Source organism: Shewanella septentrionalis (assembly GCF_025370265.1).
Lineage (GTDB): Bacteria > Pseudomonadota > Gammaproteobacteria > Enterobacterales > Shewanellaceae > Shewanella > Shewanella hafniensis.
Window position 1 is genome coordinate 36284 of sequence record NZ_JAMTCC010000025.1, and the last position, 17767, is coordinate 54050.

General features: G+C 46.5%; 14 protein-coding genes and 1 riboswitch. Of the genes, 9 read left to right on the top strand and 5 right to left on the bottom strand.

Annotation, left to right across the window (positions count from 1 at the left end; genetic code table 11):
- The first annotated feature begins 27 nt into the window (after positions 1–27).
- Complete coding sequence (locus NE536_RS14880; protein ID WP_006085741.1) at positions 28–528, top strand: hotdog fold domain-containing protein; 501 nt, start codon at positions 28–30, stop codon at positions 526–528.
- A gap of 217 nt (positions 529–745) precedes the next feature.
- Here NE536_RS14880 and xapA read toward each other — a convergent pair whose 3' ends face one another.
- Positions 746–1573: a xanthosine phosphorylase gene (gene xapA / locus NE536_RS14885; RefSeq protein ID WP_261273162.1), complete on the bottom strand. Its 828-nt coding sequence runs from the start codon at positions 1571–1573 to the stop codon at positions 746–748.
- 136 nt (positions 1574–1709) lie between these two features.
- Here xapA and NE536_RS14890 point away from each other — a divergent pair, with 136 nt between their 5' ends.
- From NE536_RS14890 to NE536_RS14910, 5 genes are all read left to right on the top strand, one after another.
- Complete coding sequence (locus tag NE536_RS14890) at positions 1710–2627, top strand: LysR family transcriptional regulator (RefSeq protein WP_261273163.1); 918 nt, start codon at positions 1710–1712, stop codon at positions 2625–2627.
- A gap of 65 nt (positions 2628–2692) precedes the next feature.
- Positions 2693–3130: a nucleoside deaminase gene (locus NE536_RS14895; RefSeq protein ID WP_261273164.1), complete on the top strand. Its 438-nt coding sequence runs from the start codon at positions 2693–2695 to the stop codon at positions 3128–3130.
- Positions 3131–3298: 168 nt separating this feature from the next.
- A complete protein-coding gene (locus tag NE536_RS14900) occupies positions 3299–4504 on the top strand; it encodes a DUF418 domain-containing protein (protein ID WP_261273165.1) in 1206 nt (401 codons plus the stop codon).
- A gap of 29 nt (positions 4505–4533) precedes the next feature.
- Complete coding sequence (locus NE536_RS14905; RefSeq protein ID WP_261273166.1) at positions 4534–5073, top strand: DUF1294 domain-containing protein; 540 nt, start codon at positions 4534–4536, stop codon at positions 5071–5073.
- A gap of 82 nt (positions 5074–5155) precedes the next feature.
- The gene (locus NE536_RS14910) at positions 5156–5623 is read left to right on the top strand and encodes an Sbal_3080 family lipoprotein (RefSeq protein WP_261273167.1); all 468 of its coding nucleotides are present in this window, start codon (positions 5156–5158) and stop codon (positions 5621–5623) included.
- A 74-nt stretch (positions 5624–5697) separates the two neighbouring features.
- On the opposite strand, the gene NE536_RS14915 is transcribed toward NE536_RS14910, so the two are convergent.
- On the bottom strand, positions 5698–7047 hold the full coding sequence (locus NE536_RS14915; protein ID WP_261273168.1) for a short-chain fatty acid transporter: 1350 nt from the start codon (positions 7045–7047) through the stop codon (positions 5698–5700).
- A 234-nt stretch (positions 7048–7281) separates the two neighbouring features.
- On the opposite strand from NE536_RS14915, the gene bamJ reads away from it, so the two are divergent.
- Complete coding sequence (bamJ, locus tag NE536_RS14920; protein ID WP_106649891.1) at positions 7282–7752, top strand: BamJ family beta-barrel-assembly machinery protein; 471 nt, start codon at positions 7282–7284, stop codon at positions 7750–7752.
- 105 nt (positions 7753–7857) lie between these two features.
- On the opposite strand, the gene NE536_RS14925 is transcribed toward bamJ, so the two are convergent.
- Both NE536_RS14925 and NE536_RS14930 read right to left on the bottom strand, forming a co-directional pair.
- Positions 7858–10464 (bottom strand): glycosyl hydrolase family 18 protein, encoded by a 2607-nt coding sequence (locus NE536_RS14925; RefSeq protein WP_261273169.1) that lies wholly within the window; start codon positions 10462–10464, stop codon positions 7858–7860.
- Positions 10465–10578: 114 nt separating this feature from the next.
- A riboswitch (cyclic di-GMP riboswitch) is annotated at positions 10579–10667 on the bottom strand.
- Positions 10668–10978: 311 nt separating this feature from the next.
- Entirely contained in the window at positions 10979–11764 is a 786-nt protein-coding gene (locus tag NE536_RS14930; protein ID WP_006082570.1) for an ROK family protein, read from the bottom strand.
- 392 nt (positions 11765–12156) lie between these two features.
- On the opposite strand from NE536_RS14930, the gene NE536_RS14935 reads away from it, so the two are divergent.
- A complete protein-coding gene (locus NE536_RS14935) occupies positions 12157–13944 on the top strand; it encodes an aminopeptidase P family protein (protein ID WP_261273170.1) in 1788 nt (595 codons plus the stop codon).
- A gap of 237 nt (positions 13945–14181) precedes the next feature.
- Here NE536_RS14935 and NE536_RS14940 read toward each other — a convergent pair whose 3' ends face one another.
- Positions 14182–15447 (bottom strand): HD-GYP domain-containing protein, encoded by a 1266-nt coding sequence (locus NE536_RS14940; protein ID WP_261273171.1) that lies wholly within the window; start codon positions 15445–15447, stop codon positions 14182–14184.
- A gap of 594 nt (positions 15448–16041) precedes the next feature.
- Between NE536_RS14940 and NE536_RS14945 the strand changes: the two genes are divergently transcribed.
- Positions 16042–17610 (top strand): methyl-accepting chemotaxis protein, encoded by a 1569-nt coding sequence (locus NE536_RS14945; RefSeq protein ID WP_261273172.1) that lies wholly within the window; start codon positions 16042–16044, stop codon positions 17608–17610.
- Positions 17611–17767: the final 157 nt, after the last annotated feature.

A 17767-nucleotide genomic window follows, 5' to 3' on the forward strand; every position in this document is an offset into this window, starting at 1 on the left:
CCCTTTGCATCATTATTAAGGATGACCATGAGCCAGACTGATTCTTCTAGCACTGCAGAACAAAAACCAAATAAAGTGCTCGCGCTCTACCACAAGACTCGCCGTTATCCCTTCGGCCAAAAACTGTTTTCAATCATGGTTTCACGCATGGCACCCTATTTCGGCACCATCAAACCACTGATCACTGAATTACGCCTTAATCATTGCGCCTGTTTAATTAAAAAACGCCATGCCGTTCATAATCATATAAAAACTGTGCATGTGATTGCGATTTGTAACGGCCTAGAAATGGCCATGGGCGTGATGGCCGAAGCCTCAATTCCAAAGCATTTACGTTGGATCCCTAAGGGCATGAGTTTGGATTATACCGCTAAAGCGGGCAGCGATATTTTATGTATCGCCGAAGTGACGCCAGAGCAATGGACTCCGGGCGATATGTTGGTTCCCGTTACCGCCTACGACACCCAAGGTGTAGTTGTGGTGAAAGGACATATCAAATTGTGGATTTCAGAAAAACCGCAAAAATAAACGCTTTGAATCAAGACTTACACTTAATGTCAGCATTTAAAAAGGGAGCTTTGCTCCCTTTACTTTTTCACCTTCAGCCGTATTTCGCAAAAACATTCGGGGAAATGAATTGTGCGGCGCCTTGCTCGCATAAAAGTACAAACTTTTAAATCTGTTCTTTTAAATCCGAAATGCTTAAATACGAGCTATTAAAATAGCAACCCAGTGATGCAAAATATTAAGCAAAATGGCTTGCAGTAAAACGCTCAATTAAACAGATAAAGTCGGCTTCAGCAAGCTTGGCACACTTTAAGGTTTGTTCATGGGATAACTGCACGTCCCCCAATCCCTCTGCCATATTGGTAATGGCACACACAGCCAAGACGGGCAAACCACAATGCGCCGCCGAAATCACCTCTGGTACCACAGACATTCCCACTACATCGCCACCGATGATTTGCATCATGCGGATTTCGGCCGCGGTTTCAAAACACGGGCCAGAGTAGGACACAAATACCCCTTGATTCACTTCAATGCCTGCGGCTTTTGCGACACTTAAGGCTTCTACTCTCAGGTCTTTATCATAAGCATTGGCTAGGCTAAAAAAACGTGGACCGTAACTTTCATCGTTTGCGCCCGTCATGGGCGTACCCGGCATAGTGTTGATGTGATCGCTGAAAATCACTAATGATCCCACGCCGATCCGCTCTGGCCGTAATGACCCCGCAGCGTTAGTCACCAGTAACAATTCACACCCTAAACGTTTGAAAGTACGCACCGGCGTCGTCATCACCTTCATGCTTTGGTGCTCGTAAAAATGCCCACGGCCTTTCATGCACACTATATCGATGCCATGTAAGCTGCCGAGCACTAGCTCTCCCGAGTGACCGACGACGGTACTCACGGGAAAGCCGTCTAATTCTTCATAGGGGATCACTACTTTGTTATCTAAATTATCGGCAAACGCGCCAAGCCCTGAGCCCAAAATCATAGCAGCACGGGGAGAGAAATTCGGTTTACGGGCTCGAATCGTCGCAAGGGCATTAATAACAGGATCATGGCTCATACAAGGTACCTCATAGCAAAGGAATGAAAGAGTAAACGACCCTCAGTATAAGCGGGCTTAGGGTTGCAAATAATCGCGATTAACCGCACTATTGTGCTGCTAAAAAGGACAATAACTAAAAAGCACTGAGCCTGAGATGAGCAAGATAAACGCACCAGAACTCGTCACCTTGAAGATGCTGCGGTATTTCCATCGGGTTGCTGAAGTAAAAAACTTTACCGCTGCTGCCGAGCAACTTCATCTATCGAAATCTCCGCTGAGCGCACAAATCAAAGAGTTAGAATCACTCCTTGGCGTTGAGCTGTTCACCCGCAGCACTCGACAAGTGGAACTCACACCCTATGGCCAATTGTTAAGAGAAAAGTGCGAGCAAATATTCGAGCTGGTGAATACCTCATTGGAGCAAGTGGCTCAGCTTGGGCGACTCGATAGAAACCATATTCGAATTGGCATCATGAGCTCGCTTTTTTGGATGGGATTTAGTGACATACTGAAAAGCTTTCGCAAGCAATGCCCTGAAAATGAGCTGATCTTTCAAGAGTTATCACCTGAAACTCAAAAAGTCGCCTTAGCGCATCAAGAAATCGATTTTGGCCTAGTGCGCTACGCCGACACCTTAAATCTGCCGAACCTCATCGCCGAAACCATCACCAGCGAACCTATGGTGTTAGCGCTGGCAAATAAACATCCCTTAGCCAGACGTAAAAGCATCGACTTGAGTGAACTCAAAGATGAGCCCTTCACCTTACTCAGCCGTGCCAACTCCGCCTCTAGTGATTTGATTATCGCCAGCTGTCAGGTCGCAGGATTTATGCCGAAATTAGTACAGGAAATGGTCGAGCCCAATAGCTTGATGGCCATCATCGCTGGCGATAATAGGGTATCCATAGTGCCGCAAAGTTATGCTTCACAACCTTGGCCTAGGGTAAAGTTTATTAAATTAAAACAAACCATCCCCGCCGATATCTGCCTGATTTATCGACCAGAAATAGCTTCGCAGCCAATTCTCGATAGCCTGAGGGACTTATTAAAGCAACAAATCAAAACCATTTAGATTGTCCATCAAACGAGTGCTATGCTGAGTTTAATATTCAGGGTTCATATTTTAAGGATATCAAGATGGATGAATTTTTAGCGGCAGCCATTGAAGAGGCCAAACAAGGACTCGCCGAGGGCGGTATCCCCATTGGTTCAGTATTAGTGATAGATGGCAAAATCGTCGGGCGCGGCCACAATAAACGGGTACAAAAAGGCAGTTCAGTACTGCATGCCGAAATGGATTGCCTCGAAAATGCCGGCCGATTTAGCGCCGCCGAGTATCAAAGAGCGACCTTGTATTCCACCCTATCGCCCTGTGACATGTGCAGCGGCGCGGTATTACTTTATGGCATACCTAAAGTCATCGTCGGTGAAAACACCACCTTCCAAGGACCAGAAGCCTATGTTAAATACCGCGGTGTGGATGTCACTGTGGTCGATAACGCCGAGTGCAAACAACTGATGCACGACTTTATCGCTAGCCATCCAACACTCTGGAACGAAGATATCGGCGAGTAGTGGATCTTCACTCTTCTCAGTCACTTTCTATATTTCACTTGCTATCTTTTTTGTATTTCACTTTTTGTATTGGCTGTATTTCATTGGAGGCTAGTGCCTGCTAGGCTAGCCCTCCCAAATCCCAGTGAAAAGTCGAACATGCCTACTAGCGAAAGGAACTCAGCTAACGTGCCAGCCAATTTACCTAAAGACCCTTGGTCAAGAACAAACGCCACGCAGCCAGTCGTCATGGCGATACCCGCACAACGTAATGCCAATCTCGATGCTATTCGCGGCTTAGCCGTGTTGGGAATATTTTTTATGAATATCTATTTTATGGGCATTACTTTTTTTGGCTATGCCCCCCACGAAACGCCGCCGCTGTCGGATCACATAATCAAAGTGTTCAGCAGCTTTTTCATCGAGGCGCGCTTTATCAGTCTGTTTTCCATCTTATTTGGTGTCGGGCTTTTTATTCAATATCAGAGATTTAGCGCCAAAGGCCTAGAAGCATATCCACTTCTACGTTCACGTTTGAAATGGCTAATGGTGTTTGGCCTACTCCACGGCATCATTATCTGGCCAGGTGATATTTTATTAACCTATGGGATCAGCGGATTTTTAGCTTTGTGTTACAAAGATTTAAGTATTGAAGCCCTTAAGCGCAAAGCGAATATTTTTATTTTAAGCGCCTTAGTGATCATCACGCTGATTAGCTTTACGGGCAGCGATGAACCTTTCACTCGAGAATCGAGTCTATTTGCAGAGCAATACGGAGCATGGACCTCAAGTTATGCCGACCAATTGTTCCTGCATTTGATACAAGTGGGTTATATGGCGTTGGTGATCCCTTTTACCATAATGTGGTTTACGGCGGGCTTAATGTTGCTCGGCATGGCCTTGTATCAACAGGGAACTTTTGAGCGGGGGTTTAGCAAGCCACAACTGCTGAAATTAGTGCTCGCCAGTGTGACGGTATCGCTACTCGATATCGGTTTAGACTTTAGCAATAATCCTATTCTAGTGACGTTTTCAGATGTGTTGATCATGCTAAGCGCTATTCCAATGGCGCTGATTTACATTCATATTATGGTTAAAATTTGCCAGAACAATCCTAATAGACTGACTCCATTGCAAAATGTTGGCAAGCTTGCTTTTAGTCTCTATATTCTGCAATCCATCGTTGGCGTGTTAGTGTTTAGACACTTAGATCCAGAATTGCTATTGAGTCTAGACAGATGGGGATACATGGCCATGGCACTGGTTTATTCAGTAGTGCAATTACTGTTAGCCAGCCTGTACTTACGCTATTTCAAGCAAGGGCCGCTGGAGAAACTTTGGCGCCACCTCGCGTTTAAAAAATACGCTGCATCACAAGAACGCCAGCAAGCTTAAAAACACTGACACGAGATTGATACTAGATAATGACGAATTCAAAACCAGCCAAAACGGGCAACAGCGCTTCACCTCAAACTAATCGTGCTCAAAAGAATCGACCACAAAGCAGTCGTGCTCAGAACAATCGCACTTCAAACAATCGTGCCCAAACAAACAATCGTGCCCAAAACAGCCGCACTCAAAAGTCCAATACAGCCGCATCAGGTTCAAGCCTTATGCCGCTGTTATTAGTGCTGATTTTTCTTGCTGGCTTAATCGGCGCGGTCCAGCAACATATGCTGCCCTACGGCATTGCGGGCATGTACCTCACACTGAGCCTGCTGACCTTTATCGCCTATGCCATCGATAAATCAGCCGCAAAACGCGGTAAATGGCGCACTAAAGAAAGCACTTTGCATCTGCTGGCGCTCATGGGCGGTTGGCCCGGCGCCCTGTTTGCCCAAAACGTGTTAAGGCACAAGTCAGTTAAAGCCTCATTTAGAAACGTCTTCTGGCTCACCGTTGTCGCTAACTTAGCCGTGCTGGGTTATGGCATAAAAACCGGCGCCATAGATATGTTTATCTAGCAAGCTATGGATTCTATGAAAATCTAAAGTTTGTCACTAAAACGCTTTAACTTATTTTAATATAAAAACAAAAGGTTAAATTATGAAAAAATTTTTAGTTGCAGTTTTGGGTGTTGCAATACTATCGGGTTGTGCCGCACCTCGCTATACAGCAAAACCAATAGAAACAAATACTAACAATGTAGAAATAGTCATTATTAAGGATAAAGAAACACGTGACGGCTTCCAAGAAACAATGGAGACATGGCTAAAAGCAAATAATTACACCTACACAGTGCAGCCTGATGATTCTAAACATGATTTAAATAAACTCACATTAGAATATGAAGGTAATTGGACTTGGGACTTGGCATTATATTTAAAAAGCGCTGAAATTAACGCATTTCAGAATGGCCAAAGAGTTGGCAGTGTTAAGTTTCAAGTACCCTATACTGCGAACCCGAGTAAGTTTGGTAATGCTGCGAATCGTATTAGCTATATGATGTCAGCTCTATTTGGTCAAATCACTGCTGATGAAGCAACAAAAAAAGTAAATGGTTCAAGCGATTAATATCATTGAAACCTTAACTAAAAAACAGGGTAATCATAGAATTACCCTGTTTAGTTTTGCACTGTTTATTATCTTTAAAACCAGCTCAACGCGATACTGATAATCACGCCTGTGATCATCAACTGCATTAAACAAAATCCCATAATATCCCGCGCTTTTAAGCCCGCAATTGCCAGCACGGGCAGTGCCCAGAAAGGTTGAATAAGGTTAGTCCAGGCATCACCCCAAGCTACGGCCATAGCTACCCGAGCAACATCGGCGCCCAAGGCCTGCGCAGCAGGTAACATAATGGGTGCCTGCACGGCCCATTGACCGCCTCCCGATGGCACAAAAATATTTACAATTCCCGCGCTGATAAAGCTCCAAAATGGCAGGCTCTCGGCGCTGGCGATGGCCACAAAACCTTCCGAAATACTTTGGGCTAAACCCGATTGCACCATCACAGCCATAATGCCCGCATAGAAAGGGAATTGGATCACAATCCCTGCGCCGCCCTTAATGGCCTCATTCAAGCTGGTTAATAAACTGCGTGGCGTTTGATGTAAGAGGATAGCGAGAAAAAGGAATAAGAAGTTCACTAAGTTAAGGTTTAAGCTGCCGCCCTGTACCCAAAAGTAATAGCCTAAATATACCAGCCCAGCGCCACCGACACTCCAGCCGAGTAAGCGGCTATTTTCTAACTTATCCGCAGGACGGCTTTCAGGCTGACGCTCGCTCACATTTTCAGGGTTAAGCGCCGAAACTGCGGGTTCGCTTACTTTATCGTCCAGAGCGCTTGGGTCGACATAAATACTGTCCTTGTCTTCAGGCAACATGAAACGATTCACTAATGGCATGACCACAAACAAAATCGCCACTAACAGTAAGTTAAAGCTCGCGAAAATGGTGTCGCTAGTGGGGATAATGCCAATTTGTGCTTCGGAGAAATGCCCCGCAGTTGCTATGGTTAACGGGATAGAACCCGCGAGTCCACCATGCCAAACCACAAAGCCAGAATAGGCGCTGGCGACCAGCAGCCGATAATCCACTTTTACTTTACGCGCTAAAGCTTTGGCAAATAACGCCCCCACCACTAGCCCAAAACCCCAGTTAATCCAACTGGCGCCCAGTGAGACTAAGGTCACTAACATAATGGCTTGCGGTGCCGACTTAGCTAAACCCGCAATCGCATCGAGCAGCTTTTTAATTGGCGGTGAACTTGCCAGCATGAATCCCGCCACCAGCACTAACAACATCTGCATCGAAAAACTCAGCAGGGTCCAAAAGCCATCGCCCCAATAATTAATGACTTCCAGTGGCGTTTTGTGTTCTGCGACCACGGCAGCAATTAACACCACTAAGGTGAGTAAAAGCACGAATATATAGGGATCGGGTAGGAATCGGTCGACGAGTTTGACCAGAGGTTTTGCCGCTTTGTTTAACATAGACTTTCCTTGTTTATTATCTAAATTCTAGTTTTTATATGTTTTTATTGAATTTTTATTGAGTCTTAAGCCCACAGGTTAAGCGATCTCTAAAGCGGGATAAAGTCTTGAGGGGGTTTTTAAAGCGTTGAACTGGTAGCACCAGATAGCCAGCCCTACGCACACGCGAGTGCCGATAGCATCTCAAGCTAAAAAACTGATAATATGGCCAAAATTAACTAAGGTGCTCTTTATATGAAAATGTTACTTGCCGTTGCTGTGATTGCTGGGGTGATTTTTTACTTCTTTACCTCAATGAACGGCCAAAAAGCCGCCCAAGAGAATATCCGTTTAGGCAATGAATTTTTAGCGCAAAACAAAACCAAAGAAGGTGTTATCACCACGGCTTCGGGTTTGCAATATCAAGTGTTAACTCAAGGCGATGGCACTGTTCACCCTAAAGCCAGCGATACGGTAACAGTGCATTACCATGGCACTTTGATCGACGGTACTGTGTTTGATAGTTCGGTTGATCGCGGCGAGCCTATCGCATTTCCGCTTAATCGGGTGATTAAAGGTTGGACCGAGGGCGTACAACTTATGGTCGTTGGCGATAAAGTGCGTTTCTTTATCCCAAGTGAACTCGCCTACGGCAATCGCAGCACGGGCAAAATTGGCGGTGGATCAGTGCTGATTTTTGATGTGGAACTGCTTAAGATTGATTAAATCAGTCTTCAATTAGCCAGTAAGATCAATTGCTGAATAAAAAGCCCTGCGTTATCGCAGGGCTTTTTATCTCTATAACTCAAATAATATTAGTATGTTAGATGATTAAGGACAGCTTGCAGCACCAATATCAACCCATACCGCCGCAACGCCCGGTACATCCCCTTTAGTCCAGTAACTCGCCTTCCATTGACGGCCGTTATAGCTGGTGGTTTGCCCGCCAGTATAGGCGACACCCGCATCCCAACCGAGAGCAACTTGGCTGAGTAGCTGCCATTGATCAGCGGTGCGAGATGGCGTATTGCCCTGCGTCCAGTACTTGGCTTTCCATACCAACTGACTGTGGCTCACAGTATCGCCCGTGTTGTACACCACACTGGTTTGCCAAGCAGGATAGTTACCGGCATTAGGATCGGTTGCATCACAACCACCACCGATCACTTTTGGCGTCACGGTGAGATTCGTCGATGCGCTCGCATCTAAGGCACCATCAGAAACCAGCACGCTCAAACCATAGCTGGTCGCTTCGGTGACATTAGGCCCAGTGACCACTAAGGTGGCACTATTTTGTCCGGTTGCCGACACGCCAGCGGGCACAGTCCAAGCGTAAGTTAAGGCATCACCGTCGGCATCAGAGGCACTCGCCACTATGCTAACAGTTTTACCCGCTTCCACTGTTGCAGTGGCAGCTACACTCACCACGGGAGCTTGGTTCGGAGTATCCGCCTTATTGGTCACTGTCACTGAATCTATGGCAGATAACCCTTCTGGATCAGTGACTTTAAGACTAAAACTATAGGCAACATCAGTTTGCGTTGCAGCCAATTGAATTGCCGCATTCGCCATATCGGCGTTTGTGATGGCAATCGTTGGGCCAGACACTTGAGTCCAAAGATACGTTAGCGCCTCATTTTCAGGATCACGCGAACCGCTACCATTGAGCACCACATCGGCGGGACCTGTGACATTCACATCCGCGCCCGCATTGGAAATTGGCGCTTTATTCACCGGTGGTGTAGTTCCTTCGCCATGGCCTAAACCTTCGTGCATCGCATTTAGAATATCGCCGTTATCGGCATCAATTTCCCATGCAAATAAACCACCTAGCTGATTGGCAAGCACATATTGGCCCTTGGCTTTAACGGAACGAGCATCATCGAAAGTGATTAAATCCCCCGTAGATGCCTTGAACAGTGATGGCGCCTCGGCCGTTTCATCATAGCTGTAAGTCCAACCGCTCCCCATGTACTCGTTCACTATCTGGCGATAATCCACCACGCCATCTTCCCATGTGCCTTTCACTTTGCCCGTCGCTGTCCCCGTGAATGGGTTATTGCCCGTGTAGCCATTCACGCCTGTCCAGCCGCGGCCGTACATAGCAGCACCAACCACAATTTTCCCTGGGGTTACACCTTGAGTTAACAGGGCCTTTACGCCCTTGTCTGTGGTGTAGCGGGTATCAGGATCCCAACTCGCCTCATAAAGATTGGTTTGATGACCGAGTTCAGTGTTCGTCCAACCGCCATTGAAGTCGTAACTCATCAAGAAGATGTAATCCATGTACTGCTGAGCGGCCTGATAATCGACTTTCTGAATTTTATCATCACCGGCGCTAATGGCTGAAGTCAGCTCATAGGTACGACCCGTCTCAGCACTTAACTCGTCGAGCATGGCGCGCAATTCACGCATCAAGGTCACATAGGTTTCACCGTCGTTGGCATTGCCTAAGTTTGGATTTGCACCACTGCCACCGGGGAATTCCCAATCAATGTCGACACCGTCAAAGAACTTCCACGTTTGTAGGAATTCCTTCACCGATGCGACAAAAGTATCGCGCTTAGTTTTATCGCCAAAAAAGAAGAAGGGATCAGATAGCGTCCAGCCACCAACCGAAGGCAAAATCTTTAGATCGGGGTGGGCTTGCTTCAGCGCCATCAATTGACCGAAGTTGCCTTTGTAGGGATCAGAGTAGTCACTCACGCCCGCCTGTGGCATTTGAATTGCCGCCCAAGGATCGTGGATAGCGACTTTAAAATCTTCACGGCCACTACAGGCACGTTGCAGCGCTTGGAAACTGCCGTCGATTTCTTTCAAACTATCGTTAATGCCATCACCACCACAAATAGGGGTAAAGCCATATAAAATATGAGTTAAGTTCTGTGCTGGGATCTTATCGACTGGGAACTTACGGCCGTACACACCCCATTCTACAAAGTAACTGCCGACCACTTTGCCCGACTTGTTAACGTATGGACGATTGTTTTCTTTAAGCGGAGCATTGAGTGGCACTAAATGGCTGCCATCGGTATCGGCCACGAGGATTTCTTTGGCATCGCTCGCCGTACAACCATCGCTGTTACACAGTTGCACTTGCATCTGATAACGGCCGCCTTTGTTCACCTTAAAGTTAGCGGTGCCCGAAGCGCCTGAGGGGCCTTCCCAAGCGACATTACCGTTGAGCAGCACTTGGGCTTTATTGCCCACATCGCCACTCCAAAGGTTCCAGCTGACGGACACGTCGGCGGCATCTTTAATGGTCACCAACTGATTGTAAGCCGTAGCAGCTTGATTAACTTCGATAATAGCGAACTTGGTTTCACCCCAACCTATAGTCGGTTTGCCGGGCGCTGCGGCAAATGCACTGGCACTCACGGTAGATGCCAGCGCCGATGCCACCAGCAAGGCTGATGTTGAAATTTGAGTCTTGAACATGAGATATCCCTATTGAATTTTTTATATGAATCAATAAGGCAAACAAAGCGTAGACAGGAAACAACACTCTCTTAAGACCATGCAAAACGACAGACAATTGCACGAAGAAAAACCTGTGGTATCCCCGCTATCATAGGTACAGACGAACCCTTAGACCGGAGGCTTTGCGTCCCAGTTTTTCAACTGGTTTGCCTTTTCACGCAATGACAACGTTGTCATTGCGATAATCAGCATAGACGTAAGCGCAATAAAAATGCAACAAAATATTATCAACTAAGGTAGTGGTCTGATAAGAAAGCAATTAAATACAGTTCAGAAATTTATAATATTTACTTAGATAATTAAGGCTTTGCTGACTATTTTAGCCATAAAAAAACAGGACACGATAAGCCAAAGGCATCACCTGTCCTGTTATCAATTTCACTATTTATGCTGCTAATACTGCTTAAACCACTAGCACTGAGCCGCTGTAATCTAATAATTCAAAACCATTAGCTAACAGCATCTATGATCCTTATGCGCGTGGATAATCCCTTGCGAGCATCGCAGATAAACCTCGGCACACTAAGGTTTCCATATCATCGACGCGGTTGATTTTCATCTCAGCTAAGGGCGCGCTCAATGCCATTTGCTTTAAGCTTTCGAGGCAGCCTTTGTAGTAAGGAGCACTGTTCATCATGTTACCCGCGAGCCAAATCCGATTGGGATTAAATAAATTAACGGTCCACGCCAGCCCCATACCAAGGTAACTGCCCGCACGGTATAAATCATCCTGAGTAGTGATGTTACGGCTACGCACAGAATCGCCACTGGCGAGTTGTTCTAAACTAAATTCGCCTGATTCTGTCATCACGCGGCAATGCCCCAACTCCCCTGCAACCCCCGTCGCACCGGTAAAGGCTTGCCCATTAAACGCAATCGACATCCCTATCCCAGTGCCGCACATGACCAACAACTCACAGGCATATTTGGCATCGCACGTGGCTTGCATACCCGCATCCATATCGTTGCAAATAAACTTAAGCTCGCCTTGAGTTTTCACTGTGTCAAAACTCAAACCATTGAGTCCGGGTAACGATTTACAAGCAACCAAACGATTATTTTGTACCAGTCCAGGTACGCCAATCGCTAATTGATAATCTTGTAAATCGTAATCGCGTTCGAGCGCAGCGATTTGATTATTTAACTCTTCAATTTTAAAACCTTCGCCTGTGGGAATTTTATATTGTTCTGTATGTCCCGCGAGCTGAAGTTCGAACAGGGCTGTCGTACCGCCCACATCTATTGTTAGTATTTGCATCGCTTACTCCACTGATACATGCGCCCCACTCTGACCCCGAGCGGAGATGGAGAATGTTAGCATAGGGTCCAAATGTTAGCGATTGAATAAAACTTAAGTAGCTAATTTGTAAGGAACAAGTCTACAAAAAATATGACTGACATTTTGTTTTACTCAGGTTTTATGCTAAGAATCACACAAATAAATTAAGGGTAAAACACTTAGCTTGCTCATCGCAGTCAGCACAAATTCACGATTGTATACAAAATCCTTTATTCGCTCCCCTTGCATCTCGCGCGTTAGGCTTGCGATAATCCGAGCTGGTTAGAACTCAAATCAACATAGACCTACTTATCCTTAGGCAAGCTTTGCCTACCGACTCGCACAGCGTGCCAGTCTCACTTGGAGCCCATATGTCACATTCTATCGCCAGCCGCCTCGACGCTATTCGCAGCGAATTATCTTCTGCCAATCTCGATGCTTTTATCATTCCCCGCGCCGACGAGTATCTGGGCGAATATGTGCCAGAACACAACGAACGTTTGTACTGGGCAACCCACTTTACCGGTTCGGCAGGCATGGCTATCGTATTGAAAGATAAAGCCGCAATATTTACCGACGGCCGTTATACGGTGCAAGTTCGTCTGCAAGTGGATGCTGCACTTTTCAGCTACGAAAGCCTGACCGACACGCCACAAATTGAATGGTTATGTGACACGCTACCAGCGGGGTCACGCGTTGGCTTCGATGCACGCTTACATACTTTAGCTTGGTTTGAAAATGCCAAAGCGACCTTAAACAAAGCCCAAATCGAATTAGTGGCGGTTGAGCAAAACCCTATCGATTTACATTGGCAGGATCGCCCCGCACCATCGAGTGCGCCAATCACGTTATTCAGTAACGAGAGTGCCGGTAAAACCAGTCTGCAAAAACGCATTGAAATTGGCGCCTTAGTGAAAAAAGCCAGTGCTGATGTCGCGTTGATCGCCGCCTTAGATTCTTTCTGCTGGTTGTTAAATATTCGCGGTAACGATGTGCCGCGTCTGCCCGTTGTGCTTGGCAGTGCCCTACTCCACGCTAATGGCGATATGCAGCTGTTTACCGATTTAAGCAAACTTCCAGAGGGCATTGAGGAGCATGTCGGTGCAGGCATTAGCTTTAAAAGTGAAGCGTCCCTCGCCGATACGCTGGCGAGTTTATCAGGCGTTAAACTGCTTGCCGATCCAAACTCAGCTAACGCTTGGGCACAAAACCTCGCCCGTGAAGCGGGGGCTAAATTGATTGCTGGCATTGATCCGGTTTCTTTGCCTAAAGCGCAGAAAAATCCCTCAGAACTTGCCGGAATGCGCGCTTGTCACATTCGTGATGGCGTTGCTGTAAGTCGCTTCCTTGCATGGTTAGATGCCGAAGTTGCCGCCAAGCGTATGCACGATGAAGCCACACTTGCCGATAAATTAGAAAGCTTCCGCCTGCAAGATGAGCGCTATCGCGAGCCAAGTTTCGACACCATTTCTGCAGCGGGCCCCAATGCCGCCATGTGCCATTACAATCACAACAATGGCACACCAGCGATGATGACGATGGATAGCATCTACTTAGTGGATTCTGGCGCGCAATATATCGATGGCACCACAGATGTGACCCGTACTATTGCGATTGGCAAAGTCACTGATGAACATAAAAAAATGGTCACGCTGGTGCTAAAAGGCCATATCGCGCTGGACCAAGCTCGCTTCCCTAAAGGCACTTCAGGCCAGCAACTCGATGCATTCGCCCGCCAATATTTATGGCAACATGGCTTTGATTACGACCACGGCACTGGCCATGGTGTGGGTCACTTTTTAAGTGTGCACGAGGGTCCACAGCGCATAGGTAAAAATGTCAACGGTATCGCACTGATGCCCGGCATGGTGCTTTCCAACGAGCCGGGTTACTACCGCGCTGAGAGTTTTGGCATTCGCTTAGAAAACTTAGTCGTAGTGCAACACTGTGAAGCACTGAAAGGCGCAGAGCGCGAGATGTATGAGTTCGATGCACTGACTATGATCCCTATGGATGCCCGCCTAATCGATAAGAGCTTGCTAACGCAAGGGGAAATCGACTGGTTCAATGCTTACCATCAGCAAGTGTTTAATACACTTTCGCCGCTGATGTCCGGGGATGAACTCGCGTGGTTAACGCAAGTGACTAAAGCGATTTAGAGCGATTTAGCACTCCTGCGGGTAAGTAGCGATTTAAGTCGTTATTTAAATCATCTTCTAAATCCGTTATATGCTACAAAATAAAACGCCCAAGGCTATGAGTCTTGGGCGTTTTTTTAGCGCTGATGCTGTACTTCAAGCCTAGTCGTATTTCAATAGCATGCTTTCAGCTCATAGTTTCGAAACATGGTTTCAAAACACGATTTCTATTTCAAACATGATTAAAAACACGAGTAGCTAAACCATAGTAGGCTGCGCCATAGGCTGATAAGCATCATCCAGCGATGCCTTAGATAACACTTCAAACTCCTGATGAATTGCCATAAAACAATCGACTAATTCAGGGTCGAAATGCTTACCTTTGCCTTCAATCATTAAATCGATGGCTTCTTGGTGACTAAAGGGTCGCTTATAACATCGCGGTGAAGTGAGTGCATCATAGACATCCACCAAGGCAACTATGCGTGCCGAAAGCGGAATATCCTCACCTTTCAACCCTAAGGGGTAACCACTACCATCCCACTTTTCATGGTGACCCGAAGCGATATCTTGGCCCATCCGAATAAAAGTACATTGGGGCGCATATTCCAACAAACTGCGTAACACTTGCCCACCAATCACAGGGTGAGCTTTGATCTGCTCAAACTCCTGCGGGGTTAATTTACCCGGTTTGAGTAGAATCGCATCGGCAATACCGACTTTACCTATGTCGTGCAAAATGGCCGATAGACTAATATCTTGAATAAAATCATCGTTTAATTCAGCAGGTGGATTGTCGGCCTGCAACCGCTGCGCCGCGAGCATTTTCGAATACTGCCGCATACGTAGTAAGTGCGCACCCGTCTCGTTATCTCTGTATTCAGCAAGTTTGGCCAACCCTAATACAGTCGCTTGGCGCGAGGCTAAGGTTGAATCGAGTGAATCAGCCAACTTACCTAATAAATAAGTGATGGTTAAGGTCAGCATGGCATTGGTTACAATAAAATTAACTACAACAACGGCCCAAATACCCAAACTGTAACCGCGAATATCGGGCCAGTTTAACCAACCAAAATGATAGGCAAGCCCAATCATTACCAGACTCAGCCCATTCAAATATTGGGCATATAAGCTCGCGCGACGGCCTAAAAAAATGCCCACTAATGGCGGAAAGATAAATAACCAAAAGAACCCCGCACCCGATGGACCAATCGCAATCAAAAAACCTACGCCGATAGCAAACGCTAACAAACAGCCACAGCCAAAACGCGTGCTATCAGTAAGCTTAGGAAAATACAGTAAAACCAATAAAAACAAATAAGCCAGCGTATCGAATACCACCATAGACCAAAGATCGGCGATGACACATAAATACACGCTGGTGATATATACGGGCACGCAGAGAAGCGCAAGAAAGCCAAATAGACGTCCAAAAATCAAACGTCGCCAATGGGGAAGTGCCGCTGCTGTCCCCAAGGACGCGGTAGCCAATTTAGCTACGCCACGTCTAAGTGATATCGCCATGGGAAAATCCTCTTATGTTGCATTCCCGCTATGAGCTAATGAAGCTGATCTTATGAACCTAAGCTAATGAACCTGAGTTAATAAACTAAAGGGTGCGAATAAGATGACAAAACTGAGGCAAAGCCAGATAAATCACACATCCAGCAAGCCATAGTTTATTGCCCATTAAAGAATAGACTATGACGAATAAACCGTCCGAATGAATGCCGCGATATGGCAAACGAATCAAGGACATTAGGCCAATGCCACCGCAAAGATTTTGCAAATAATATGATGCCTACTTTCTACTCAATATCTGATAAAACAATAACCCTATACAAAATACTGAAATTTGCGTTTTAGCAGGATAAACGCTCGTTTAATTCCATATTCGCACTACTTAAAATTTTTATATTTTGCAATAGCTTACAAATACAACGAACGATTGATTTTTATGGGTAAACCATCAAAAACCGCTCTCCTATACCCATACAAAAATGATAGTCTTGTCACATAACAAGCTTACCCCAATGAGAGTAAGCGCAAGAAAATTAGCGCCTAACACCGCGCCCCTGAACCCTAATGAATCACATCGGCCCTGAATGGACACACTAAATGAGCCAGAGTAACGCGTCTGCCCACAGAACACTGAATGCACAGAGATCAGATCAAGAAATCCGCTTAACACCACAAGATGAACTCATTTCCACCACCGACACTCGCGGTGTCATTACTTACGTTAATGCCCGTTTTGCCGAAGTCTCAGGCTATAGCGCCCAAGAGTTAATTGGCAGTGCCCACAATATGGTTCGCCATCCCGATATGCCGAGCGCCGCCTTTAAAGAAATGTGGGAAAAGCTTAAGTCGGGCCAATCTTGGCGCGGCATAGTAAAAAACCGCTGTAAGAATGGTGGCTTCTATTGGGTCGATGCCTTTGTCTCGCCATTATTTGAAAACGGCACTATCGTTGGTTATCAATCGGTGCGTATTCAGCCTCAGGCCGCCTACGTCAGCAAAGCAAATGAAATATACCAAAGACTTAAACTGGATAAATCCATTTCTAAGCCCTTAAGCTTAATGCAGAAACGTATCCTCTCGGCGGTTGTCGCCTCGACAGGCTTACTGATCGCAGGCTACTTTTGGGGCTGGGGCGTGATTATCGCGGGGGCAGTTTTGATGAGTTTAAACTTGGCTATTTTCTACGATGAGGCCTTTCGCATTCCCGCTAAACTGATTGAAATGCAAACCAAATACGACTCTATCAGTCGTTACATCTACTCGGGTGCCGATACGTCTTCTATCCTCGATTTCCAGCTCATCATGCTGCAGGCCAAAATGAGTGGCGTACTGGGGCGCACACAAGATCAAGCCAATCAATTGCATGCGATTGCCGATCAATTAGTGGTCGCGACCGAGCAAACCTATGTCAGCCTAGATCAAGAGAAAAGTCAGCTAGAACAGCTCTCTAGTGCGATGGAAGAAATGAGTTCAACCATCACTGAAGTCGCGCAGAATACCCATCTCACATCCACCAGCATCAATACCGCCTACGATCTTTGCCTTAAAAGTAGCGCCAATATGAAGGCCAACACTCAAAAAGTGGAACAACTGGCCAAGTCTGTTGCCGATGCAGCTAACAATGCCCATCAATTGAATAAAGAAGCCGAGCAAGTTGCTAATGCGATGGGCGAAATTGACTCCATCGCCGAGCAAACTAATCTTCTCGCCCTCAATGCGGCCATTGAAGCTGCCCGTGCAGGTGAACAAGGCCGAGGGTTTGCCGTAGTCGCCGATGAAGTGCGCGCGCTGTCGAGTCGAACCCAACTATCGACCAACAGTATTTCAAAGAGTGTCGATAAGATGTTCTCTATGCTCAACATATGGGCCAAAGAAATGGAACAGAGCCGCCAACATGCGGAGCGCTGCGCTAGCGACATTCAACTGTCCGCCGACAATGTGAATACCCTTTACCAAGAAGTGAGTGATATCCACACCTTTGCCCAACAAAATGCAGTGGCAGCGGATCAACAGCGTCAAGTGATCAACGAGATTGCCAGCAATATACATTCCATCACCCATTCAAGCGTAGAAAACTTAGCCGCAACCCATCTGATTGGTGATGCTGCTCATCAGCTTAAACACAATGCCGAGAAGGCCCTCGGCCTAAGACGCACCTTCGGTTAGCCATAAGCAAGATATAAAATGCCGCAGCCAAAACTGCGGCATTTTTCTATCGCGTTCTTTTTGTTCGTTCTTTCCGCCAGCCGTCACTCAACCTCAAATCATACTCTGCTAAGAGCATACTCAATCCAGAGCGTGCAGAATTGGCCCTATCCCGCCT